This window comes from Streptomyces paludis (assembly GCF_003344965.1).
GTDB classification, from domain to species: domain Bacteria; phylum Actinomycetota; class Actinomycetes; order Streptomycetales; family Streptomycetaceae; genus Streptomyces; species Streptomyces paludis.
On the sequence record NZ_CP031194.1, the window covers coordinates 3527982 to 3551888 of the forward strand.

Annotated in this window: 21 protein-coding genes; 12 read left to right on the forward strand and 9 right to left on the reverse strand. The window is 69.1% G+C overall.

Annotation, left to right across the window (positions count from 1 at the left end; all coding sequences use genetic code 11):
• The first annotated feature begins 153 nt into the window (after positions 1 to 153).
• From DVK44_RS15490 to trxA, 7 genes are all read left to right on the forward strand, one after another.
• A complete protein-coding gene (locus DVK44_RS15490) occupies positions 154 to 2481 on the forward strand; it encodes a DUF6049 family protein (protein WP_114660209.1) in 2328 nt (775 codons plus the stop codon).
• A 45-nt stretch (positions 2482 to 2526) separates the two neighbouring features.
• Entirely contained in the window at positions 2527 to 4668 is a 2142-nt protein-coding gene (murJ, locus tag DVK44_RS15495) for a murein biosynthesis integral membrane protein MurJ (RefSeq protein ID WP_114660210.1), read from the forward strand.
• Between the two features lie 117 nt (positions 4669 to 4785).
• Entirely contained in the window at positions 4786 to 6501 is a 1716-nt protein-coding gene (locus DVK44_RS15500) for a protein kinase family protein (protein ID WP_114660211.1), read from the forward strand.
• Positions 6502 to 6526: 25 nt separating this feature from the next.
• A complete protein-coding gene (gene sigM, locus DVK44_RS15505) occupies positions 6527 to 7231 on the forward strand; it encodes an RNA polymerase sigma factor SigM (RefSeq protein ID WP_114660212.1) in 705 nt (234 codons plus the stop codon).
• Positions 7228 to 8217: a hypothetical protein gene (locus DVK44_RS15510; protein WP_114660213.1), complete on the forward strand. Its 990-nt coding sequence runs from the start codon at positions 7228 to 7230 to the stop codon at positions 8215 to 8217. The genes sigM and DVK44_RS15510 overlap by 4 nt, the downstream gene beginning before the upstream one ends.
• 121 nt (positions 8218 to 8338) lie before the next feature.
• Positions 8339 to 9313: a thioredoxin-disulfide reductase gene (gene trxB / locus DVK44_RS15515; RefSeq protein WP_114660214.1), complete on the forward strand. Its 975-nt coding sequence runs from the start codon at positions 8339 to 8341 to the stop codon at positions 9311 to 9313.
• A 43-nt stretch (positions 9314 to 9356) separates the two neighbouring features.
• Positions 9357 to 9686, forward strand: coding sequence for a thioredoxin (gene trxA / locus DVK44_RS15520; protein ID WP_114660215.1), 330 nt, complete (start codon positions 9357 to 9359; stop codon positions 9684 to 9686).
• Between the two features lie 81 nt (positions 9687 to 9767).
• On the opposite strand, the gene DVK44_RS15525 is transcribed toward trxA, so the two are convergent.
• From DVK44_RS15525 to rpmH, 9 genes are all read right to left on the reverse strand, one after another.
• On the reverse strand, positions 9768 to 10385 hold the full coding sequence (locus DVK44_RS15525) for a GNAT family N-acetyltransferase (protein ID WP_114660216.1): 618 nt from the start codon (positions 10383 to 10385) through the stop codon (positions 9768 to 9770).
• Between the two features lie 147 nt (positions 10386 to 10532).
• Positions 10533 to 11642 (reverse strand): ParB/RepB/Spo0J family partition protein, encoded by a 1110-nt coding sequence (locus DVK44_RS15530; RefSeq protein WP_114660217.1) that lies wholly within the window; start codon positions 11640 to 11642, stop codon positions 10533 to 10535.
• The gene (locus tag DVK44_RS15535; RefSeq protein ID WP_114660218.1) at positions 11639 to 12712 is read right to left on the reverse strand and encodes a ParA family protein; all 1074 of its coding nucleotides are present in this window, start codon (positions 12710 to 12712) and stop codon (positions 11639 to 11641) included. Before DVK44_RS15535 ends, DVK44_RS15530 begins: the two co-directional genes overlap by 4 nt.
• 265 nt (positions 12713 to 12977) lie before the next feature.
• Positions 12978 to 13694 carry a 16S rRNA (guanine(527)-N(7))-methyltransferase RsmG gene (gene rsmG / locus DVK44_RS15540; RefSeq protein ID WP_114660219.1) on the reverse strand — a complete coding sequence of 239 codons (717 nt, stop codon included), beginning with the start codon at positions 13692 to 13694 and terminating at the stop codon, positions 12978 to 12980.
• Between the two features lie 103 nt (positions 13695 to 13797).
• Entirely contained in the window at positions 13798 to 14313 is a 516-nt protein-coding gene (locus DVK44_RS15545; RefSeq protein ID WP_114660220.1) for a Jag family protein, read from the reverse strand.
• Positions 14314 to 14327: 14 nt separating this feature from the next.
• Positions 14328 to 15626: a membrane protein insertase YidC gene (gene yidC / locus DVK44_RS15550; protein WP_114660221.1), complete on the reverse strand. Its 1299-nt coding sequence runs from the start codon at positions 15624 to 15626 to the stop codon at positions 14328 to 14330.
• 3 nt (positions 15627 to 15629) lie between these two features.
• Positions 15630 to 15989, reverse strand: coding sequence for a membrane protein insertion efficiency factor YidD (yidD, locus tag DVK44_RS15555; RefSeq protein ID WP_114660222.1), 360 nt, complete (start codon positions 15987 to 15989; stop codon positions 15630 to 15632).
• Positions 15986 to 16357: a ribonuclease P protein component gene (gene rnpA / locus DVK44_RS15560; protein WP_114660223.1), complete on the reverse strand. Its 372-nt coding sequence runs from the start codon at positions 16355 to 16357 to the stop codon at positions 15986 to 15988. Before rnpA ends, yidD begins: the two co-directional genes overlap by 4 nt.
• Positions 16358 to 16383: 26 nt before the next feature.
• On the reverse strand, positions 16384 to 16521 hold the full coding sequence (rpmH, locus tag DVK44_RS15565; protein WP_003975051.1) for a 50S ribosomal protein L34: 138 nt from the start codon (positions 16519 to 16521) through the stop codon (positions 16384 to 16386).
• Between the two features lie 365 nt (positions 16522 to 16886).
• Between rpmH and dnaA the strand changes: the two genes are divergently transcribed.
• From dnaA to DVK44_RS15595, 5 genes are all read left to right on the forward strand, one after another.
• On the forward strand, positions 16887 to 18668 hold the full coding sequence (gene dnaA / locus DVK44_RS15570; protein ID WP_114660224.1) for a chromosomal replication initiator protein DnaA: 1782 nt from the start codon (positions 16887 to 16889) through the stop codon (positions 18666 to 18668).
• A 929-nt stretch (positions 18669 to 19597) separates the two neighbouring features.
• The gene (gene dnaN, locus DVK44_RS15580) at positions 19598 to 20728 is read left to right on the forward strand and encodes a DNA polymerase III subunit beta (protein ID WP_114660225.1); all 1131 of its coding nucleotides are present in this window, start codon (positions 19598 to 19600) and stop codon (positions 20726 to 20728) included.
• A 77-nt stretch (positions 20729 to 20805) separates the two neighbouring features.
• Entirely contained in the window at positions 20806 to 21693 is an 888-nt protein-coding gene (gnd, locus tag DVK44_RS15585; protein ID WP_114660226.1) for a phosphogluconate dehydrogenase (NAD(+)-dependent, decarboxylating), read from the forward strand.
• A gap of 57 nt (positions 21694 to 21750) precedes the next feature.
• Positions 21751 to 22938: a DNA replication/repair protein RecF gene (gene recF, locus DVK44_RS15590; RefSeq protein WP_114660227.1), complete on the forward strand. Its 1188-nt coding sequence runs from the start codon at positions 21751 to 21753 to the stop codon at positions 22936 to 22938.
• Positions 22939 to 22949: 11 nt separating this feature from the next.
• On the forward strand, positions 22950 to 23537 hold the full coding sequence (locus tag DVK44_RS15595; RefSeq protein WP_408055399.1) for a DUF721 domain-containing protein: 588 nt from the start codon (positions 22950 to 22952) through the stop codon (positions 23535 to 23537).
• The last annotated feature ends 370 nt before the right edge of the window (positions 23538 to 23907 follow it).

Below are 23907 nucleotides of genomic sequence, written 5' to 3' on the forward strand. Positions count from 1 at the left end.
CCGATGCACGGGTTTCCCATGACCCATGAGATTCTTCCGATCATGTGGAGCAGTCCCCAGCACTTCGCCACAGCGCACATCGTTACCATGCGTGGACGCAGCAACCGACAACCACCAACGGCAAGTACACGATGACGAGGGACGGGCAGGCGCGTGGCCGAGGCGGCAGACTTCCAGGGGTTGGGCCCTTCTCCTGCCCGCCGGTGGCTGCGGCGCACAGCCACGGTGATCGCGGGAGTACCGCTTCTGGCGAGTCTGCTGGCAGGCACCACCGCCCCGGCGGCCCGGGCCGCGACACAGGCCACCGGCTCCAGCACGGTCGCTGTGGCGCTGGACACACTGGCCCCCAGCGCTCCGGTGAAGGGCGACACCCTCACGATCTCCGGCACGGTGACCAACAAGGGCAAGAGCAAGGTCACCGACGCCCAGGTCGATCTGCGGGTGGGGCCCCGTCTGACCGGCCGGACGGCCATCGACGACGCCGCCGCGCGCTCGGGAAGCTCCACCGGTGACGCCGCTCCGGTGGGCGGCAAGTACAAGGTCACCTTTCCCGAGCTGGCCGCCGGTATCTCACGGGACTTCGCGCTCTCCGTACCGGTCGACAAGCTCGGTCTCGACGAGGACGGGGTCTACCAGCTCGGCGTCTCGCTGACCGGCCGGACCACCGCGGCGCCGTACGACCAGGTGCTCGGCATCCAGCGCACCTTCCTCCCCTGGCAGCCCGACGCCACCGACGAGAAGACCCAGCTCACGGTCCTCTGGCCGCTGATCTCCTCGACGCATCTCTCGGCGGAGACCGGCTCGGACGACCGGCAGACGCCCGTCTTCGAGAACGACGACCTGGCGGAGGAGCTGGCCCCGGGCGGACGCCTTGAGCAGCTGGTCTCCGTCGGCAGCCGGCTGCCCGTGACCTGGGTCATCGATCCCGATGTCCTCGCCACCGCCGATGCCATGACGCGGAACTACAACATCAGGAACGGGGACTCGGTCGTTCCCGGCCGGAACCAGGCCGTCGCCACCCAGTGGCTCAACGCGCTGGAGAAGGCGGTGAAGAACAGCAAGGTCATCGCACTGCCGTTCGCCGACCCCGATCTGGCGTCGCTCGCGCACCGCGGCAAGGACGTCCCCGGCGCGCTCAGCCATCTCCAGCCCGCGACCGATGTGGCCGCCAGGACCGTGGAGACGATTCTCCATGTGCAGCCGTCGGTCGACTTCGCCTGGCCCGTGGACGGCGCGATCGACCCCTCGATCGTCGATGTCGCCACATCGGCGGGTGCCCACAAGGTGATCACCCGCAGCGACAGCCTCCAGGACAATCTCTCTTACACCCCGAACGCCGCGCGGCCGATCGGCGGCGGCACGACAGCCGTGGTCGCGGACACCCGGCTGTCCACCGCCTTCGAGAACGACATGACAGCGGCGGGCAGCTCCACCCTCGCCGTGCAGAAGTTCCTCGCGCAGACCCTGGCCGTCACCCTCCAGCAGCCCGAGAACCAGCGCAGCATCGTGGTCGCTCCGCAGCGGATGCCCACGGCGGCGCAGGCCCAGTCGCTGGCGCGCGCGCTGCGCGCCCTGGACTCCGAGCGCTGGACGCAGCCGAGCGATCTGATCGCCGCCGCCGCGGTCCAGCCCGACTCCGACGCCACCACGAAGGTGCCGAGCGCCTCGCGCTACCCGGAGAAACTGCGGGCCCGGGAGCTGCCGACCGACGCGTTCCTCGCGATCAAGAAGACACAGGAGCGACTGGACAACTTCAAGGCCATCCTCAGCTCGCCGGACCGGGTGGCGGCTCCCTTCGGCAACGCGGTCAGCCGGGCGATGTCGACGTCCTGGCGCGGCAACGCCATCGGGGGCCGGCAGTACCGCGAGGCGGTGAACGACTATCTGACGGGGCTGACCAGCGAGGTCCGCCTCATCCCCAAGTCGGTCCTCACCCTGTCGGGACGCAGTGCGACCATCCCGGTGACGGTCCAGAACAAGCTGTTGCAGGGCGTCCAGGATCTGGTGCTGCGGCTCAGGTCCGACAACCCGACCCGGCTCAAGCTCGACGACGACCAAGCCGTGGCGGAGCGGCCGATCAAGATCGACGGTGGGCACAGCCAGTCGGTGAAGTTCACCGGCGCGGGCAACGCCAACGGTCCGGTCCAGGTGACCGCCCAGCTGTACACGGTGGACGGCAGACCGTACGGCGCCCCGATGACCTTCCAGGTCAAGGTCTCCGAGATCACGCCCACCGTCATGCTCGTCATCGCCGGCGGAGTGCTGCTGCTGGTGCTGGCCGGGGTGAAGATGTACAGCCGCCGCAAGCGGGCGGTCGCCCGCAAGGAAGCAGCGGCACCCTCAGAGGGCACCGACGGCGCCGGTGAGACCGGTCCGGGCGCCTCCGAGGACACGGATCCCGGGCAGCCGAGTGACCCGACACCGGACACCGGACCGGAAAGCGCGGACGCGTCGGGCACGGGTGAGAAAGTGGACCGTTGAGCGATGTCGTGGCCGGTCGGCCGGGGACGATGAGGTGGGGTAACCATGAACGCGCCGTACGACGGTGACCGTGGGCAGGGCGCGGGCGGCGATCCGGCGGGACAGGTGCCGCCCGCCCCGCCGGCCGCCCAGGATCCCTATGTCCAGGACGCCTACAAGCAGGACCCCTACTGGGCCCAGGACCTCTCCGCGCAGGACCCGGTGGCCGAGGCGCTGTACGACCGCGCCTCGCATCCGCCGCCGCCTCCGGGCACCTACCCGGAGAGCCAGGAGCTGTACCAGCAGCCTCCCGCACAGCAGTACGCGCCCGACCCCCGGATCTGGGCCCAGACACCTCCTCCGGAGCCCTCCGGTCCCTCCCGGCACCTCCCCTACGGGGACGACGCGAGGACGACCCAGTTCACGGGCGTCGACGATCTGGTCTCGCGGGCCGGTGACGACAGCCCGCCGGCGGACGCGTTCGCGCATCTCTACCGGGATCAGCAGGGCACGGGGAAGGTGCTGACGGCCCCGGAGCCCGAGGCCGCGCCCGCCCCGCCGCCCGCGAAGAAGTCCGGAGGCAAGGCATCGGGGCTGCTGAAGTCGAGCGCGCTGATGGCCGCGGGCACCCTGGTGTCCCGGCTCACCGGGTTCGTACGGAGCCTGGTGATCACCGCCGCGCTGGGCGCGGCGCTGCTCGGTGACTCCTACACGGTCGCCTACACGCTGCCCACGATGATCTACATCCTCACCGTCGGCGGCGGCCTCAACTCCGTCTTCGTCCCGCAGCTCGTCCGGGCGATGAAGAACGACGACGACGGTGGCGTCGCCTACGCCAACCGGCTGCTCACTCTCGTCATGGTCGCGCTCGGCGCGATCGTCGCCGCGGCGGTGTTCGCGGCTCCGCTGCTGGTCCGCCTGATGTCGGACACCATCGCCGGGGACCCGCCCGCCAACAATGTCGCGGTCACCTTCGCCCGCTACTGCCTGCCCACCATCTTCTTCATGGGTGTGCATGTGGTGATGGGCCAGATCCTCAACGCGCGCGGGAAGTTCGGCGCGATGATGTGGACCCCGGTCCTCAACAACATCGTCATGATCGCCACGTTCGGTCTGTTCATCTGGGTCTACGGCACGGCCGCGGACTCCAGCATGACCGTCCGGACGATTCCGCCGGACGGGGTGCGGCTGCTGGGCATCGGCACGCTGCTCGGCCTTGTCGTCCAGGCTCTCGCGATGATCCCCTATCTGAGCGAGGCCGGGTTCCGGTTCCGGCCGCGGTTCGACTGGCGGGGGCACGGGCTCGGCAAGACGGTCAAGCTGGCCAAGTGGACCGTTCTCTTCGTCCTCGCGAACCAGGCCGGCGTGCTGGTCGTCACCCAGCTGGCGACCGCGGCCGGCGAGGCGTCCGGCAGGACCGGCACCGGCATCCTCGCCTACAGCAACGCCCAGTTGATCTGGGGCATGCCGCAGGCCATCATCACCGTCTCGGTCATGGCCGCGCTGCTGCCGAGGATCTCCCGCGCCGCCCACGACAACGACCCGGGGGCCGTGCGCGACGACATCTCGCAGGGCCTGCGCAACTCGGCGGTGGCCATCGTCCCGATCGCCTTCGGATTCCTGGCCCTCGGCGTCCCGCTGTCGATCCTGATGTTCTCGTCCAGCGGGATGGAGTCGGCCCGGTCCATGGGCTTCATCCTCATGGCATTCGCCCTCGGGCTCATTCCGTACTCCGTGCAGTACGTCGTCCTGCGAGGCTTCTACGCGTACGAGGACACCCGGACGCCGTTCTACAACACGGTGATCGTCGCCCTGGTCAACGCCGCGGCCTCCGCACTCTGCTACGTGGTCCTGCCGTCCCGCTGGGCCGTGGTCGGCATGGCCGCCTCGTACGGGCTGGCCTACGCCGTCGGCGTCGGCGTGGCGTGGCGCCGGCTCAAGAACCGGCTGGACGGCGATCTGGACGGCGGCCGGGTGCTGCGTACGTACGCCAGGCTCTGTCTGGCGGCCGTTCCCGGCGCCCTGGCGGCCGGCGGCGTCGCCTACGGCATTCTGCACACCCTCGGCAGCAGCGCGGTCAGTTCGATCGTGGCGCTGGTCGCCGGTGGCGCGGTGCTGCTCGCCGTGTTCTTCATGGCGGCGAAGAAGATGAGGATCGAGGAGCTGAACGCCATGTTCGGCATGGTCCGCGGGCGGCTCGGACGCTGAGCGACCGGCCGAGCACAACCATCGACGGCCGCCGCGTGTCGTGCATAGCGTCCGACTGTGGGCACAATTGGCTTGGCTGTTGGACAGGGCGCAATGGATGGGGAGGCAGGAGCGACGGTGGCGGAACGTAGCACGGCTGCCGTCGACGTGGCCGACAACAGCGGTGACAAGCCGCTGACCGCCAAGGCGGACAAGGCCACGGCCGACGGGCCGGCGGAAACCCAGAAGACGGCGGAGGAGTCCGCGCAGGACTCGCGTGATGAGCTGCTGAGCACCGGCGCGGGCAGCGCGGCGCCCGAGCTGCACAGCGGCCACAAACTCGCCAGACGCTACCGCCTGGAGGAGTGCGTCACCCGTCTGGACGGTTTCAGCAGCTGGCGTGCGGTCGACGAGAAACTGCGCCGGGCCGTCGGCGTGCATCTTCTCCCCGCCGACCACCCGCGGGCCCGCTCCGTGCTCGCGGCCGCCCGGTCGGCCGCTCTTCTGGGCGATCCGCGCTTCGTCCAGGTGCTGGACGCGGTCGAGGAGAACGACCTCGTCTACGTCGTCCACGAGTGGCTGCCGGACGCGACCGAACTCACCGCCCTCCTCGCCGCCGGGCCCATGGCCGCCCACGACGCCTACCAGCTGGTCAGCCAGCTCTCTCAGGCCATGGCGGCCGCCCACCGCGAGGGACTGGCCCATCTGCGGCTGACGCCCGGCGCGGTGCTGCGCACCTCCACCGGCCAGTACCGGATCCGCGGCCTCGCGGTGAACGCGGCGCTGCGCGGTATCCGCGCCGACCGGCCGCAGCGTACGGACACCGAGGCCATCGGAGCGCTGCTCTACGCGGCGCTCACCCAGCGGTGGCCGTACGAGACGGACTCGTACGGGCTCTCCGGTCTGCCCAAGGGCGTCGGGCTCATCGCCCCGGACCAGGTGCGTGCCGGGGTCCACCGCGGTCTCTCGGAGCTGGCGATGCGCGCCCTGGTGAACGACGGCGCCACCGCCTCCCGGCAGGACCCGCCGTGCACCACCCCGGACGAGCTGGCGGCAGCCGTCGCCGAGATGCCGCGGATCAAGGCGCCGGAGCCCGTCTTCACGGCCCCGCCCGAGTACCAGCGCACCACCTACCAGCAGGGCACCTACGGACGGACGCAGCAGGGGCACGGCGCACCCGCGATGCACCACCAGGTCGCCGCTCCGCCGCCACCGCTCCAGAGCCGTACCGGCAAGGTGCTCAAGTGGACCGTCGCCGGGCTGCTCATCGCCGCGCTGGGTCTCGGCAGCTGGCAGGTCGCCGACCGGCTGCTCGTCCCGGACAACGAGACAAACACGAGCCCCACCCAGACGACCACCGGCGACGACGACAAGGCGATCAAGCCCATCAAGCCGCTCAAGATCGACAGCGCGGTCGAGTTCACCCCCGGCGGTTCGGGGATAAGTCCCGAACTCGCGCCGAACGCCATCGACGGCAAGACCGACACCGCCTGGATCACCGCGCAGTACCAGAACTTCGCCAACTTCGGCAATCGCCCGGACCGCAAGGACGGCAGCGGAATCGTTGTCGACCTGGGCAGCGTACGGAGCGTGTCCGCCTTCGACATCGACATGTACCGCAGCGGCCAGAAGGCCGAAGTCCTCGCCGCCGGCAAGGACGCGTCGAACCCCACCTCGCTGGCGGACTTCTCCCAGCGGCTCTCGAAGCTGGAGACGGTCGGCGGAACGCTCAAGAGCACCCTCGACAAGCCCGTGCGAACCCGATACGTATTGATCCACATCACCGAACTGCCGACGGACGGACGCAACGATCGCTTCCGGGGCGGCATTTCGGAGATCCGGATCAGCGGCTGACCGCATCTGGGGGAGGGGGCTCACGTTGGACGATGTCGTGCTCGCCGATGCGAACGACCATGATCTTCTGAGCGCTCATGCGGCGGGTCATCCGCATGCCTTCGGCGAGCTGGTGCGGCGCCATCGCGACCGTCTCTGGGCGGTGGCCCTGCGGACCCTGGGCGACCGCGAGGAGGCCGCGGACGCGGTGCAGGACGCCCTCGTCTCCGCCTTCCGCGCCGCGCACACCTTCCGGGGTCAGTCCGCCGTGACGACCTGGCTCCATCGCATCACCGTCAACGCGTGCCTCGACCGGGCCCGCAAGGCCGCCTCCCGCAAGACCTCCCCCATGGACGACACGGAACGGCTGGAGCAGCTCCTTGAGCCGCATGAGTCGGCGGAGGCCCCCGCGGAGCGCCGCGATCTGCACCGGGAGCTGCTGGCCGCGCTGGCGAAGCTGCCCGTCGACCAGCGCGCCGCGCTTGTCCTTGTCGATATGCAGGGCTTCCCGGTGGCGGAGGCCGCCGCGGTGCTCGGAGTGCCTGTCGGAACGGTGAAAAGCCGCTGTGCCCGCGGCCGAGCCAGACTTCTCCCGATGCTCACACATCTGCGTGCGGACATCGGGGATATCAGCGGTCCGGTCAGGGCAAGGAACCGGACGCCGGGGACATCCGTCCCACCGGCAGCGGAGCCACAGGATTCAGGATCGAGCGATCCTGCCGGCGTGAAGGGCGGAGGTGGGCGCGCGTGACATCGACGACCGACACGGCTCAGCACCCTGATGTCTCGGAGATCTCCGATCTCACGGAGGGGCTGCTTTCCCCCTCGCGGACCAGCGATGTACGGGACCATCTCGACGGCTGCGTGCTCTGCGCCGACGTCCATGACTCCCTGGAGGAGATCAAGGGGCTGCTCGGCACCCTGCCGGGGCCGCCGCGGATGCCGGCCGATATCGCAGGCCGTATCGATGCCGCGCTGGCGGCCGAAGCGCTGCTGAACGCGACGACACCCGCCGAGTCCGTCTCCGACGAACCGGTGACCACCGCGGTGACGGCCCGCGCCGAGTCTGACGAGTCGGCGCGTGTTTCACGTGAAACACCGTCCCCGGCCGAGCCCGCCCCGCTGGTGGCCGCGGAAGGTGTGCGGTCGGACAGGCCCGCGGGGCGGCCGAGGGCCGCGACCGGACCTGGCCGGAGCACCAGGGCGCGGCGGCGCCGTACCGCCCTCCTGGGCGCGGTCTTCGGCACGGCCGCCGTGGGCGTCGGTGTGCTGCTCTTCCAGAACGGCGCGGTATCCACTCAGGACGCCTCCGACAGCCAGGCCAAGGCGGTCGCGAGCGCCTCGGGGCAGGACGGCGGTGTGGAGTTCTCGGGAGATCTCCAGAGCCGGGTGGACGCCCTGCTGAACACCCCCGCGGCCGAGCGCGCCGTGCCCAAGGACGCCACCGCGTCCGTGCCCTTCCGGGGCACGGGCGGAGAGCGCTCCGCTTCGCCTTCCTACGGGTTGCGGGGCCTGCCCGAGATCCCGGACTGTATTCAGCGTGGCACCGGGCGTTCCGATACCGCGCTCGCCGCTGAGCAGGGCAGCTATGAGGGAAGCCCGGCCTATCTCGTCGTGCTGCCGTACTCCGGGGACAACGACCGGGTCCAGGCGTATGTGATCGACGCGTCCTGTGTGGAGAACGCGTCGGCGGCGAAGGGAAAAGTCCTGCTGACGCATGCCTACCTTCTCCGCTGACAACACTCGCTCTGTGGAGCCGAAGGACCTCGGGAATGCAAGACCCGTAGGATCCGTTGGATGGGGTGAAAGTCGTTGATCCGGCCCCAGTAGGCAGTCTGCAGAGACGAGGAAGTAACCCGTGAGCGACGTCCGTAATGTGATCATCATCGGCTCCGGGCCCGCCGGCTACACGGCCGCGCTGTACACCGCGCGCGCTTCGCTGAAGCCGCTGGTCTTCGAGGGCGCCGTCACCGCTGGTGGCGCTCTGATGAACACCACCGATGTGGAGAACTTCCCGGGCTTCCGCGACGGCATCATGGGCCCGGACCTGATGGACAACATGCGGGCCCAGGCGGAGCGCTTCGGTGCCGAGCTGGTCCCGGACGATGTCATCTCGGTCGACCTCACCGGTGACATCAAGACGGTCACCGACACGGCCGGCACGGTGCATCGGGCGAAGGCCGTGATCGTCACGACCGGCTCGCAGCACCGCAAGCTCGGCCTGCCGAACGAGGACGCTCTCTCCGGGCGCGGCGTCTCCTGGTGTGCCACCTGTGACGGCTTCTTCTTCAAGGACCAGGACATCGCCGTGATCGGCGGTGGCGACACCGCGATGGAGGAAGCCACCTTCCTTTCGCGCTTCGCCAAGTCCGTCACCATCGTCCACCGCCGGGACACCCTGCGCGCCTCCAAGGCGATGCAGGACCGCGCGCTGGCCGATCCCAAGATCAAGTTCGCCTGGGACAGTGAAGTCGCGGAGATCCACGGCGACCAGAAGCTCTCCGGCCTGACGCTGCGGAACACCAAGACCGGCGAGACCTCCGCTCTTCCGGTGACCGGCCTGTTCATCGCGGTGGGCCACGACCCGCGGACGGAGCTGTTCAAGGGACAGCTCGACCTGGACCACGAGGGCTATCTCACCGTTGACGCCCCGTCGACCCGGACGAATCTCTCCGGAGTCTTCGGCGCCGGCGATGTTGTCGACCACACCTACCGTCAGGCGATCACCGCCGCGGGCACCGGCTGCTCCGCCGCCCTGGACACGGAGCACTTCCTCGCCGCGCTGAGCGACAGCGAGAACGCCGCCGAGGCGGAGAAGACCGCCACCGTCTGATCCGCAGTACCCACCCCCACCCCACCATTTGAAGGAGGCCGCCGTGGCCGGCGCCCTGAAGCATGTAACCGACGATTCCTTCGATGCCGACGTTCTCAAGAGCGACAAGCCCGTCCTGGTGGACTTCTGGGCCGCCTGGTGCGGACCGTGCCGTCAGATCGCGCCTTCTCTGGAGGCCATCGCGGCCGAGCACGGCGACAAGATCGAAATCGTCAAGCTCAACATCGACGAGAACCCGGCCACCGCGGCCAAGTACGGCGTCATGTCCATCCCGACGCTGAACGTGTACCAGAACGGCGAGGTCGCCAAGACCATTGTCGGCGCCAAGGCCAAGGCCGCGCTCGTCCGCGACCTTGAGGACTTCATCGGTTAAGGCACCGACAAGGGCTGACGCCCTTCGATGTTTCACGTGAAACGGGTCTGCTCCCTCTGGGGAACAGACCCGTTTTCCCGTTCAGAGCGGACGTAGCGCCGGTTCCTTCTTCACGGCGCCGAGCAGCCGGTCCAGCGCGTGCTCCACATCTTCCTTCCAGGAGAGAGTGGTTCGCAGCTCCAACCGCATACGTGGATACCGCGGATGCGGCCGTACGGTCTTGAAGCCCACCGCCAGCAGATGATCGGCGGGCAGCACACAGGCCGGCTCACGCCATCGCGCGTCCCCGAACGCCTCGATGGCCTTGAAGTCCCGGCGCAGCAGATCCTTGGCCACGGTCTGCACCATCACCCTGCCAAGCCCCTGCCCCTGGAACCCGGGCATGATCCAGGCCGTCATCAGCTGGACGGCATCCGGCGACACCGGGCTGGTGGGAAACGCCGTGGAGCGCGGCACATACGCCGGAGGCGCGTAGAGAACGAAGCCGACCGGCCGGTCATCGACATAGACGACCCGACCGCACGATCCCCACTCCAGAAGTGCGGTCGAGACCCACGCTTCCTTCTGTGCCTCGGCTCCGCCCGCTCGTACCGCGGCTTCCCCGCTGACCGGATCAAGCTCCCAGAAAACACATGAGCGGCAGCGGTCGGGGAGATCCGGAAGGTTGTCCAGCGTGAGCGGTACGAGCCGACGCCCCATGGAGGTTGTTCCTCACTTCCCTCGCCCGCGCCCTACCGAGCGATCGTAGCCATCCGAAGCCGCCGGGCACACCGAGGGACAGCAAAGGGCGGGCCCCGTTCCGGTCAGTGCGGAACACGGCCCGCCCCGGCGGACGGTGAGAGAGCGTCAGCTCTCTTCGTCCTCCACGTCCTGCGCTGTCTCCTCGGTGAGCCCCTGGTTCAGGACACGTCCCTCGCCGGGAGCCAGCGTGTTGAGGATGCGGTTCAGATCGTCCATCGAAGCGAACTCAACGACGATCTTTCCCTTCTTCTGTCCCAGATCCACCTTCACCCGGGTCTCGAAGCGGTCCGAGAGGCGCGACGCCAGATCGCCCAGCGCGGGCGACACCCGGGCGCCCGCCCGGGGCCCCTTCGACTTGGGGGCGGCCTCGGGGTGCGTACCCATCAGGGTCACGATCTCCTCGACAGCCCGCACCGAGAGCCCCTCGGCCACAATGCGGTGCGCCAGCCGGTCCTGCTCCTCGGAACCCTCCACCGAGAGCAGCGCCCGCGCATGACCGGCGGACAGCACGCCGGCCGCCACCCTGCGCCGCACCGGGGGAGAGAGACGCAGCAGCCGCAGGGTGTTGGAGACCTGCGGGCGCGAACGCCCGATCCGGTCGGCCAGCTGGTCGTGCGTGCACTTGAAGTCCTGGAGCAGCTGATCGTAGGCGTATGCCTCTTCCAGCGGATTCAGCTGCGCTCGATGCAGATTCTCCAGGAGCGCGTCAAGCAAGAGCTTCTCGTCGTCCGTGGCGCGGACGATCGCTGAAATATGCTCCAGCCCGGCTTCCTTGCATGCCCTCCAGCGCCGCTCGCCCATGATCAGCTCATAGCGCTCCGGCGCCACCTGCCGGACAACCACCGGCTGGAGGAGCCCCACTTCCTTGATCGAGGTGACCAGTTCGGCGAGGGCGTCCTCGTCAAACACCTCGCGGGGCTGCCGCGGATTCGGCGTGATCGAATCGATCGGCACCTCGGCGAAGTACGCCACATCGGTCCCTACCGGTCCGGACTCCGCCTCCTGCTCTGGCTCTTCCGGCACCGACTCCGGCGAAATGGCCACCTGCGGCAGCGAGGTCCCCTTCAGGGTGGCCACCGTCCGATCGGCGACCAGTACCGGCGCCGCTCCGGGAGAAGGCGAGGCCACCCCGGTGGAGGGCACCTGCTTCTCCTGCGGAGCGGCGGGAATCAGCGCTTGGAGCCCGCGCCCCAAGCCTCTACGTCGCTCGCTCACTGGATCCCCTCCGACATACTCTGCTGACTGTTCTGGCTGCCCACATGCCCCTGCTGGGCGTCGTAGTGCACCCCGATCCCCCGTAGCGCGATCTCACGGGCGGCCTCGAGATACGAGAGGGATCCGCTGGATCCCGGGTCATACGTCAGCACCGTCTGGCCATAGCTCGGTGCCTCGGAGATACGTACGGACCGAGGGATGCTCGTCCTCAGTACTTCCTTGCCGAAGTGGCTCCGCACCTCGTCCGCCACCTGCGAGGCGAGCCGAGTCCTGCCGTCGTACATGGTCAGCAGAATGGTCGACACATGCAGCGACGGGTTGAGGTGGCCACGGACCAGTTCGACGTTCCGGAGCAGCTGGCCGAGCCCCTCCAGCGCGTAGTACTCGCACTGGATGGGGATCAGCACTTCCGCTCCGGCGACCATCGCGTTGACGGTCAGCAGGCCGAGCGAGGGCGGGCAGTCGATGAGGATGTAGTCCAACGGCTGCTCGTACGCCTCGATCGCCCGCTGAAGCCGGCTCTCCCGTGCCACCAGCGACACCAGCTCGATCTCCGCACCGGCGAGATCGATAGTGGCGGGGGCACAGAAGAGACCTTCGACGTCCGGCACAGGCTGGACCACCTCGGAGAGCGGCTTGCTCTCCACCAGGACGTCATAGATCGAGGGGACTTCGGCGTGGTGGTCGATCCCGAGCGCCGTGGAGGCATTGCCCTGCGGATCCAGGTCGATCACCAGAACGCGCGCTCCATGGAGCGCCAGCGAAGCGGCCAGATTAACGGTGGTGGTGGTCTTACCCACGCCACCCTTCTGGTTGGCGACGACGATGACACGCGTCTGCTCAGGGCGGGGCATCCCCTCACCGGCGCGGCCCAGTGCCTCAACGGCCAGGTGGGCAGCGCGCCCCATGGGGGTGTCGTCCATCGGGGGCGGTGTTTCACGTGAAACATCCCCCGCCGACTCGGTACGGGGACCGGGGACCGGATCGGTCATCGGTCCCGCGATGTTGGCGTCGGACCGCAAGGATTCACTCTCCTCGACTTCAGACTCGCAATGGACAGAGCCTGCCATGCTTTCGGGGTCGTGAACCAGCGAGGCCCTTGGTTCTGTGGATGAATCCACCGTTGTGGACAACCTCGTGCCCCTTCCGAGGGGCTTTCGGCCGCGCGGTGTGGCAGCCGCGCGGCCACGGCCGATGATGCCCTGGAGCAGTGAGCGACGTTTCACGTGAAACACGATGCACGGGCCTCAGGGCTAGGCCGTCACGACACTCCGCAATGCATAGGTATGGCTGCTTGTATGGAGCATCACTGATAGGCAGTACGGACTGTACGGCTCAGCGGCGCCGCCGCGCACGGCCGACCTGGGCGGCCTTGGCCCGCTTCGTCGCGAACCGGACCCCGCCCGGGCTCTCCCCGACCTTCACCCGCACCACGGTGGCCAGCGGATCGACGATGTCCTCGCCGACCTGGAGCACGGAGGTCTCCACCACACCGAGCTTGCTCAGTGCCGCACGGGCCCCCTTGATCTCCTCCTCCGCTGTATCGCCCTTCAGCGCCAGCATCTCCCCGTAGGGACGCAGCAGCGGCACTCCCCAGCCCGCCAGACGGTCCAGGGGGGCCACGGCGCGAGCCGTCACCACATGCACCGGCTGAAGCGTTCCGAGGACCTCCTCAGCCCGGCCGCGCACCACCGTCACATGGTCCAGCCCCAGCAGCTCAACGACCTCCTGGAGGAAGTTCGTCCGCCGGAGCAGCGGCTCCAGCAGGGTGATCTTCAGATCCGGCCGGACCAGCGCCAGCGGAATCCCCGGGAGCCCGGCCCCCGAGCCCACATCGCAGACCGTCACCCCCTCGGGAACGACCTCCGAGAGCACCGCGCAGTTCAGCAGATGCCGCTCCCACAGCCGCGGCACCTCACGTGGACCGATCAGACCGCGCTTGACCCCCGCGTCCGCCAGCAGCTCCGCGTAGCGGACAGCCTCCGGAAAGAACTCACCGAAAACAGTGCGCGCCTCGTCCGGCGCGGGGGGAAGCTCTGCTGCCTCCGTCACGGAACCGTCCTTCCATACCGAACCACCGATGGTGGCTGACTATCAGGCTGACAAAGATCGGCCCCGTCTGCGCAACAGACGGGGCCGAGAAATGATGGACCGCTCAGGCGGGGAGCACCACAACGAAGCGCTGCGGCTCCTCGCCCTCCGACTCACTGCGCAGACCGGCGGCCGCGACCGCGTCGTGGACGACCTTCCGCTCGAAGGGCGTCATCGGGTCGAGCTTCACCGGCTGACCGGTGCTCTTGACCTCGTCCGCGGCCTTGGCGCCCAGCTCCGCCAGCTCGGTGCGCTTCTTGGCGCGGAAGCCGGCGATGTCCAGCATGAGCCGGCTACGGTCGCCGGTCTCCCGGTGCACGGCAAGACGCGTCAGCTCCTGGAGAGCCTCCAGCACCTCGCCGTCGCGTCCCACCAGCTTCTGCAGATCCCGGCCGGAGTCGCTGATGATCGAGACCGCGGCGCGGTCGGCCTCGACGTCCATGTCGATATCGCCGTCGAGATCAGCAATATCGAGCAGACCTTCGAGGTAGTCGGCCGCGATCTCCCCTTCCTGCTCCAGGCGGGTCAGGGTGTCGCCGGGCTCGGCCTCGGCGGGGGCGGAGATGGTGCCTTCCGTCACGGATGGACTCCTTCTTACTTCTTGGACGGGTGCTTGGGCCGCTGCTGACCCTTGCGCTGCCCCGACTTGGCTTTTTGGCGCGTGGCACCGGCAGCGGGCCGGCCCGACGGCTTGGGCGGGGTGTCCTGCGGCTCGTCCTTCTTCTGCAACGAGGTCTTCGCCGGCTCATCGGTGGCCCCGGAGTCCTTGGTGTCCGCGGTGTCCGTGGAATCTTCGGGCTTCTCCGCACCCAGCTGGGCGGCGGCCTGGCGCTGCGCCTTGGTCAGCCTCTTGGGCTGCTGCCGCTTCTGGGCGCTACCGGCCTCGGCGTCGGCGGCCGCGGTCTCGCTCTTGATCACCGTGCCGTCTGCCTGGGCGGCGAGGCCGACCTTGGCCAGGCCCATGACGAACTTGCGCTCGTTGTCATTACGGTCCGGGCCCTTGGACACGATCGCCTGCACGATGTTGCGCTTACGACGGGACCGCACCTCGCCGCGCGAGGTGATGCTCTTCAGCAGCCGCTGGAGGTACTGGTCCTGCGCCTTGCTGCCCGGTGTCGGGTTCTGGTTGATCACGTACATCTGCTGGCCCATGGTCCACACGTTGGTGGTCAGCCAGTAGACGAGGACACCGACGGGGAAGTTGACACCCGTGACGGCGAAGATCACCGGGAAGATGTACATCAGCATCTTCTGCTGCTGCATGTACGGCGTCTTGACCGTCAGGTCGACGTTCTTCGTCATCAGCTGGCGCTGCGTGTAGAACTGCGACGCCGACATCATCACGATCATGATCGCGGTGACGACCCGCACATCGGTCAGCGAGGCGTTCAGGGACTGCACCTTCTCGCTGCTGTCCGTGAACTTGGCGGCCAGCGGAGCGCCGAAGATATGCGCCTGCCGGGCGCTGTCGAGCAGCCCCTGGTTGATGACACCGATGGTCTTGCCGCTGGCGATGCTGGAGAGCACGTGGTACAGCGCGAAGAAGAACGGTGACTGCGCCAGGATGGGCAGACACGAGGAGAGCGGGTTGGTGCCCGTCTCCTTGTACAGCTTCATCATCTCTTCGGACTGACGCTGTTTGTCGTTCTTGTAGCGCTCCTGGATCGCCTTCATCTTCGGCTGGAGCACCTGCATGTTCCGGGTCGACTTGATCTGCTTCACGAAGAGCGGGATCAGGCAGATCCGGATCAGCACCACCAGGGACACGATGGACAGTCCCCAGGCCCAGCCCGTGTCGGGGCCGAAGATCATCCCGTACAGCGAGTGGAACTGGACGATGACCCAGGAAACAGGTGTGGTGATAAAACTGAACAGACTGGCAATCGTGTCCACTAATCAGGCTCCTTGAGCTTTGGACGAGGTCTCTGCGGCCGGACTGGGGGTGTCGGGGGCCGATCCCCCGGAAGGCACGCCGGCGGCGGAGTGCCCGCCCTTGCCGCCGCGCAGGGCATCGCGCAGCAGTTCGTGCCAGCGTGGGCGCTTGCGCGGCGGGACATGGTCCACACCGCCCGGCGACCACGGGTTGCACCGCAGGATGCGCCATGCGGTGAGCACCGTGCCCTTCACCGCGCCGTGCCGGTCGATGGCGGTGTATCCGTAGTGCGAGCACGACGGGTAGTACCGGCAGACAGGCCCGAGGAGCGGGCTGATCGTCCACTGGTACAGCTTGATCAGAGCCAGCAGCGGGTACTTCATCGCGTGCCCCCTCCCAGCAGCCGCCGGAGAGCGGCGTCCAGGTCTCGGGCCAGTTGTGCATGGTCGGCGTCGCCCGCTCCGGGCAGCGCCCGTACGACAACCAGGCTACCGGGGGGCAGCTCGGAGAGTCGGTCGCGCACCAAATGGCGAAGCCTCCGCTTCACCACGTTGCGCACGACGGATCCACCCACGGCTTTGCTTACAACGAAACCCGCACGCGGTGGGGAAGCGCTCTCCCCAGGCGCGTGCGGGTCCGTTGAACCGCTACGTAGATGGACGACGAGAAGCGGGCGACCGGCCCGGCGTCCTCGGCGTACCGCGGTCGCGAAATCCTCGCGCCGCCTCAGCCGATTCTCTGTAGGCAGCACGTCATGACCTGTTGGCTATCAGGCGATCAGGCCGACAGACGGGCGCGGCCCTTGCTACGGCGGGTCGCCAGGATCGCGCGGCCGGCACGGGTCCGCATGCGCAGCCGGAACCCGTGGGTCTTGGCGCGACGACGGTTGTTCGGCTGGAAGGTGCGCTTGCTCACTCGGGGGCTCCAGAAAATGATGTGTGGATGGCGGGACATCGCCTGGCTGTCACCGTGCGCCCACGAGAAGCTCGCGATTACGCCCTAGTGCACCGCTTCACAACCACAGATCGTGATCTTTGCCCATCGGAGGCAGGCGGCAGCAGCCATCGACAACTCGACCTGGTCACGGTACGCGCGGCTACGCCATCCGGTCAAACCAGCTCCGTGCCGGGCTCCATTGTGCACAGGCTGTGGACAACAACTTGAACCGCGCGGGTCGGCCTGACTACCTTGGCTGAACTCCGGATTCTTTTCCCGCCTGTACTTCCGAACCCGTCCCGAGAACCACACATTCGTGGGACCAGCTGAGAGAGCGTGCCCCTGTGGCTGATGTACCTGCCGATCTTGCCGCAGTGTGGCCACGAGTGCTGGAGCAGCTCCTCAGGGAGGGCCAGCAGGGCGTCGAGCCCAAGGACAAGCAGTGGATCGAGCGCTGCCAGCCCCTCGCCCTCGTCGCCGACACCGCGCTGCTCGCCGTCCCCAACGAGTGGGGCAAGCGGGTGCTGGAGGGCCGGCTCGCACCGCTCATCAGCGAGACGCTGAGCCATGAGTGCGGCCGCCCGATCCGGATCGCCATCACCGTCGACGACTCGGCCGGCGAGCCCGCCCCGCCCGCGCCTGCCGTGCCCCAGCAGCACCGCTACCAGGGCCCGCCCCTCGACGACCAGCGGCCTGGCGACGGATACGACGGATACGGCGGGCACCGCCCGCAGGACGACGGCATGCCCTCCGTACGGCCCGCGTACCCGGAGTACCAACAGCAGCGCCAGGACCCCGGCGCCTGGCCGCGGACCCAGGAGGACCTCTCCTGGCAGCAGCCGCGGCTCGGCGGCTACCAGGACCGCGATCCGTACGCCACCCCGCACTCGCAGCAGCCGCAGCACGACTACCGGCAGCCGCAGGGCCAGGAGCGGTCCCCGTACGAGCAGCACGGGGGCCGGCACGACCCGCACGACTCCCAGGAACCGCCGGCGCCCCGGCACGGCGGCGGGCAGAGCGTGGGCCGCGCGCGGGGCGGCGGCGCCGGTCCGCTGGGCGCCCAGCCGGCGCCCGCCCCCGGTCCCGGTGAGCCGCAGGCCCGGCTCAACCCCAAATACCTCTTCGACACCTTTGTCATCGGCGCGTCCAACCGGTTCGCGCACGCGGCGGCGGTCGCCGTGGCGGAGGCGCCGGCGAAGGCGTACAACCCGCTCTTCATCTACGGCGAGTCCGGGCTCGGCAAGACGCACCTGCTGCACGCCATCGGGCACTACGCGCGGAGTCTGTACCCCGGCACCCGGGTGCGGTACGTCAGCTCCGAGGAGTTCACCAACGAGTTCATCAACTCGATCCGGGACGGCAAGGGCGACACCTTCCGCAAGCGGTACCGCGATGTCGACATCCTCCTGGTCGACGACATCCAGTTCCTGGCGAGCAAGGAGTCGACGCAGGAGGAGTTCTTCCACACGTTCAACACGCTCCACAACGCGAACAAGCAGATCGTGCTCTCCTCCGACCGGCCGCCCAGGCAGCTGATCACTCTGGAGGACCGGCTGCGCAACCGCTTCGAGTGGGGGCTGACCACCGACGTCCAGCCGCCCGAGCTGGAGACCCGGATCGCGATCCTGCGCAAGAAGGCCGTGCAGGAGCAGCTGAACGCGCCGCCCGAGGTGCTGGAGTTCATCGCCTCCCGGATCTCACGCAACATCCGTGAGCTGGAGGGGGCGCTGATCCGGGTGACGGCGTTCGCGTCGCTCAACCGGCAGCCCGTGGACCTCGGGCTCACCGAGATCGTGCTGAAGGACCTGCTCCCCGGCGGCGAGGACTCGGCTCCGGAGATCACCGCGGGCGCCATCATGGCGGCCACCGCCGCCTACTTCGGGCTGACCGTGGAGGACCTCTGCGGCTCCTCCAGGAGCCGGGTGCTGGTGACCGCGCGGCAGATCGCGATGTATCTCTGCCGCGAGCTGACCGATCTCTCACTGCCGAAGATCGGCGCGCAGTTCGGCGGCCGTGACCATACGACGGTGATGCACGCGGACCGGAAGATCCGCGCGCTGATGGCCGAGCGGCGCTCGATCTACAACCAGGTCACGGAGCTGACCAACCGCATCAAGAACGGCTGACGGCCGGCACGGAGGCACGGCGGCCGGTACGGCGAAGGGCGCCCGGGGAGACCGTACGGAACGGTCCCCGGGCGCCCTTCGGCGTGCCACGGGCCCCTCCGACCGGCTTCCGATCGCTCTCCGATCGCCCTCCGGAAGTCCTTCGAGCACCTTCCGGCGGCTGTGCGCGGTCGTCGAGGCCGGTCGCCGCTGTTCGAATACGGGCCTCGGGGGACTACTTCTCCACAGATCGGGGGAGAATCTTCCGTCCACAGCCTGGGGACCCGTAAGTTGTCCAGATCCTGTCCACAGGCCCGGTGGACGGAACACCGTCGGGGCAGGTCAGCCGCCTGTGGAATTGTGGCTGAAGATTCTCCACAGGCTGTGGACAGAGATTTCCTCCACAGGGGGCCGTCGTGACTGTCCACCGGCGGCCCACAGGCCGGACCCGGTTGCCCACACCTTCTCCACAGCGCTGTCCACTGTTCGGCAACAAAACGCCCGGGATCGCTGAGTCGAGTGAAAGGCGTCACACCGAGGCAGGTGGTTGGGCTGTGCAGAAGCCGGGTAAAACTGGGGACGCAGCTGGGGAGAAGTAGGGGTCCCCTGTGCATGGGGTGTGCACAACTTTCGGCTTTCCACAGAAGAGGCCGGTTATCCACGGGTGGCGCCCACAGGACCAGTGGACAAAAAACGCTGTCTGACCTGCACGGACGACGTTATCCACGGTTTCCACAGGCCCTACTACTACTACCCCCTTGAGTTAGCGAGAGATTCGTTTGGAAGCGGGGCCTGTGCACAACTCGGCCTCCGAGCCCGGGCCGCCACGGGCATCGACTTGACCCGCAGCAGCACCGACTGTCGGTGCCGTACGTCAGACTGGTCCCCGGCATCACAGCCGACGACGTAAGGCCAGCAGGGCGAGCCAGCAACAGCAGGAGGCGGTTCCGGTGAAGATCCGGGTGGAGCGCGATGTACTCGCTGAGGCGGTGGCCTGGGTGGCCCGCAGCCTCCCGGCCCGTCCGCCGGCGCCCGTACTCGCGGGTCTTCTGCTGAAGGCCGAGGACGGCGCGCTCAGCTTCTCCAGCTTCGACTACGAGGTCTCGGCGCGGGTCTCGGTGGACGCCGAGGTGGAGGAGGACGGCACCGTCCTCGTCTCCGGCCGGCTCCTCGCCGACATCTGCCGCGCCCTGCCCAACAGGCCGGTCGAGATCTCCACAGACGGTGTACGGGCGACCGTGGTCTGCGGCTCCTCCCGCTTCACGCTCCACACACTGCCTGTGGACGAGTACCCGGCGCTGCCGCAGATGCCGACCGCGACCGGCACCGTGCCCGGTGAGGTCTTCGCCTCGGCCGCCGCCCAGGTGGCCATCGCCGCCGGCCGCGACGACACGCTGCCGGTGCTGACCGGCGTACGGATCGAGATCGAGGGCGACACGGTCACCCTGGCCTCGACCGACCGCTACCGCTTCGCGGTCCGCGAGTTCCTGTGGAAGCCCGAGGCCGCGGACATCTCCGCCGTCGCGCTGGTGCCCGCCAAGACGCTGCTGGACACCGCCAAGGCGCTCACCAGCGGTGACACGGTCACGCTGGCGCTCTCCGGCTCCGGCGCGGGCGAGGGTCTGATCGGCTTCGAGGGCGCGGGCCGCCGGACGACCACCCGACTGCTCGAAGGCGACCTGCCGAAGTACCGCACGCTCTTCCCCACCGAGTTCAACTCGGTCGCGGTGATCGAGACCGCTCCGTTCGTCGAGGCCGTCAAGCGTGTGGCCCTGGTCGCCGAGCGGAACACCCCCGTACGGCTCAGCTTCGAGCAGGGCGTGCTGATCCTGGAGGCGGGCTCCAGCGACGACGCACAGGCTGTGGAGCGGGTCGACGCGCACCTGGAGGGCGACGACATCTCGATCGCCTTCAACCCGACCTTCCTGCTGGACGGGCTGAGCGCGATCGACTCACCGGTGGCCCAGCTCTCCTTCACGACCTCCACGAAGCCCGCTCTGCTGAGCGGCCGGGCGGATGTCAAGGCGGAGGCCGACGAGGCGTACAAGTACCTGATCATGCCGGTACGCCTGAGCGGCTGACCCCACAGGTGAGTACCCAGGTCCGGGCGTAGTCTCGGACTTGGGTACGAATCGCCTCAACGCTTAAGGAACACCTGATGGAGCTCGGTCTCGTCGGTCTCGGCAAGATGGGCGGCAACATGCGTGAGCGCATCCGCCGCGCCGGCCACACTGTCATCGGATACGACCGCAATCCGGACCTCGCCGATGTGCACAGCCTTCAGGAGCTGGTGAGCAAGCTCAAGGGCCCCCGGGTGGTCTGGGTGATGGTCCCGGCGGGCGCGGCGACCCAGGCGACCGTCGACGAGCTGGCCGAGCTGCTCTCCCCCGGCGATGTCGTGGTCGACGGCGGGAACTCGCGCTGGACGGACGACGAGAAGCACGCCGTGGAGCTGGGCATCAAGGGCATCGGCTTCGTCGACTGCGGTGTCTCCGGTGGCGTCTGGGGCCTCGACAACGGCTACGCGCTGATGTACGGCGGCGACCCGGAGAACGTCGCGAAGGTCCAGCCGGTCTTCGACGCGCTCAAGCCCGAGGGCGACTTCGGCACCGTCCACGCCGGCAAGGTCGGCGCGGGGCACTTCGCCAAGATGGTCCACAACGGCATCGAGTACGCCATGATGCAGGCGTACGCCGAGGGCTGGGAGCTGCTGGAGAAGGTCGACTCGGTCACGGACGTCCGTGAGGTCTTCCGCTCCTGGCAGGAGGGCACGGTCATCCGGTCCTGGCTGCTGGACCTCGCGGTCAACGCGCTGGACCGGGACGAGCACCTCGACCAGCTGCGCGGCTTCGCGGAGGACTCCGGCGAGGGCCGGTGGACGGTCGAGGCGGCCATCGACAACGCGGTGCCGCTGCCCGCGATCACCGCGTCGCTGTTCGCCCGGTTCGCGTCGCGCCAGGAGGACTCGCCGCAGATGAAGATGGTCGCGGCGCTGCGCAACCAGTTCGGCGGCCATGCTGTCGAATCGAGCGACGCGAAACACTGAGCGGCTCAGCACTGAGCTGAGCACTGAGCACCGAACCGGAAGAGGCCCGCGCACCCTATGCATGTCACGCATCTGTCGCTGGCCGACTTCCGGTCCTACGCCCGGGTCGAGGTTCCCCTCGATCCGGGCGTCACCGCGTTCGTGGGGGCGAACGGGCAGGGCAAGACCAATCTGGTCGAGGCGGTCGGCTATCTGGCGACCCTCGGCAGCCACCGTGTCTCGTCGGACGCGCCGTTGGTGCGGATGGGCGCGGAGCGCGCCGTTATACGGGCGGCCGTGACGCAGGGCGAGCGGGCGCAGCTGGTCGAGCTGGAGCTGAACCCCGGCCGTGCGAACCGGGCCAGGATCAACCGGTCCTCGCAGGTCAAGCCGCGCGATGTGCTCGGCATCGTACGGACGGTGCTGTTCGCGCCGGAGGATCTGGCGCTGGTGAAGGGCGACCCGGGCGAGCGCCGGCGGTTCCTGGACGAGCTGGTCACCGCGCGCTCGCCCCGGATGGCGGCGGTGCGCTCGGACTACGAGCGGGTGCTCCGGCAGCGCAACACGCTGCTCAAATCCGCGGCGATGGCGCGCCGGCACGGCGGTCGTGGCATGGACCTGTCGACGCTGGATGTCTGGGACCAGCATCTGGCGCGGGCGGGGGCCGAGCTGCTGGCGCAGCGGGCGGATCTGATCACGGTGCTCCAGCCGCTGACGGACAAGGCGTACGAGCAGCTGGCGCCCGGCGGCGGGCCGGTGACGCTGGAGTACCGCTCCTCGGCCGGTGAGCCGGGTGGCGTGGGTGGCTCGGGCGATTCCGACGACACCGTTGATGCGGGTGGCGCGGGGATGGCCGCCGGTGCCTCGCGGGACGAGCTGTACGGGCATCTGATGGCCGCGCTGGCCGGGGTGCGCAAGCAGGAGATCGAGCGGGGCGTGACGCTCGTCGGGCCGCACCGGGACGACCTGGTGCTCCGGCTCGGCCGGCTCCCCGCGAAGGGGTACGCCAGCCACGGCGAGTCGTGGTCGTACGCGCTGGCGCTGCGGCTGGCCTCGTACGATCTGCTGCGCGCCGAGGGGAACGAGCCGGTGCTCGTCCTGGACGATGTCTTCGCCGAACTGGACGCGCGGCGCCGGGAGCGGCTGGCCGAGCTGGTGGTGCCCGGCGAGCAGGTGCTGGTGACGGCGGCCGTGGCCGACGATGTGCCGGGGGTGCTGGCCGGGGCGCGGTACATGGTGGCCGAGGGCGCGGTGGAGCGGGTATGAGCGGTCAGGGCATGATTCCGGAATCCGGCACGGGCGCGGGTGCCGTCACGGCTACGGGGGCCGCCGGGGTGCCCGGTCCGGCCGCCGTCCCGGAGTCGTCGGGGGTGGATCTGGCGCGGGTCGCGCTGCGCGCCGCGAAGGAGCAGGCGCGGGCGCGCGGCGCCGCCGTACAGCAGAAGAAGCAGGCCAGACGGGGCGGCGGACTGCGGTCCGGGTCCGGCGCGGACGGCCGCGACCCGCTGCCGCTCGGCGCGGCGATCAACCGGCTGATCACGGAGCGCGGCTGGGAGACGCCCGCGGCGGTCGGCGGGGTGATGGGCCGGTGGCCGCAGATCGTCGGCGAGGACGTCGCGAAGCACTGCGTGCCGCAGCGGTACGACGACAGCCGTGACGAGCGGGTGCTGACCGTGCAGTGCGACTCCACGGCCTGGGCGACCCAGCTGCGGCTGCTGGCGCCCCGGCTGGTGGCCCGGCTGAACGAGGACCTGGGGCATGGCACCGTACGGATGATCAAGGTACTGGGGCCTGGCGGGCCGCCGTCGCGGTCCGGCCGGCTGCGGGCGCCGGGGAGCCAGGGACCCGGGGACACGTACGGCTGAGGCGGGACGCGGCGCGCAGGCCGCGGGTTACGGGGTACGGGCCCGGGGGGCCCCAGGCGCGGCGCCCGGTCGGCGCTGTCCGGCTCGTGCGCCTGCGTCTTCGCCTCGTCCGCCCGTTCGCTCACCGGTTCCGCTGAACGTCCCCTCTTCCCCCTCTCTTTTCGGCCACCCCGCCGCCCCGTCCGCCCGTCGTGGAAGACACCGGCGGCACCCCCGGCGGCCCCCTCCCGTACCGCTCGCGCGGTCTCTCCGTACCGCCGCCGTACGGTCTCCCGGCAGCGCCGTGGCCCCGGCGGGAGGGCCGGAAGAGTGAGGTGTCCCTCACCGTAGCGGGAGGTTGACAGGCCGAAGCGCTCAATGCCCGTGTGAG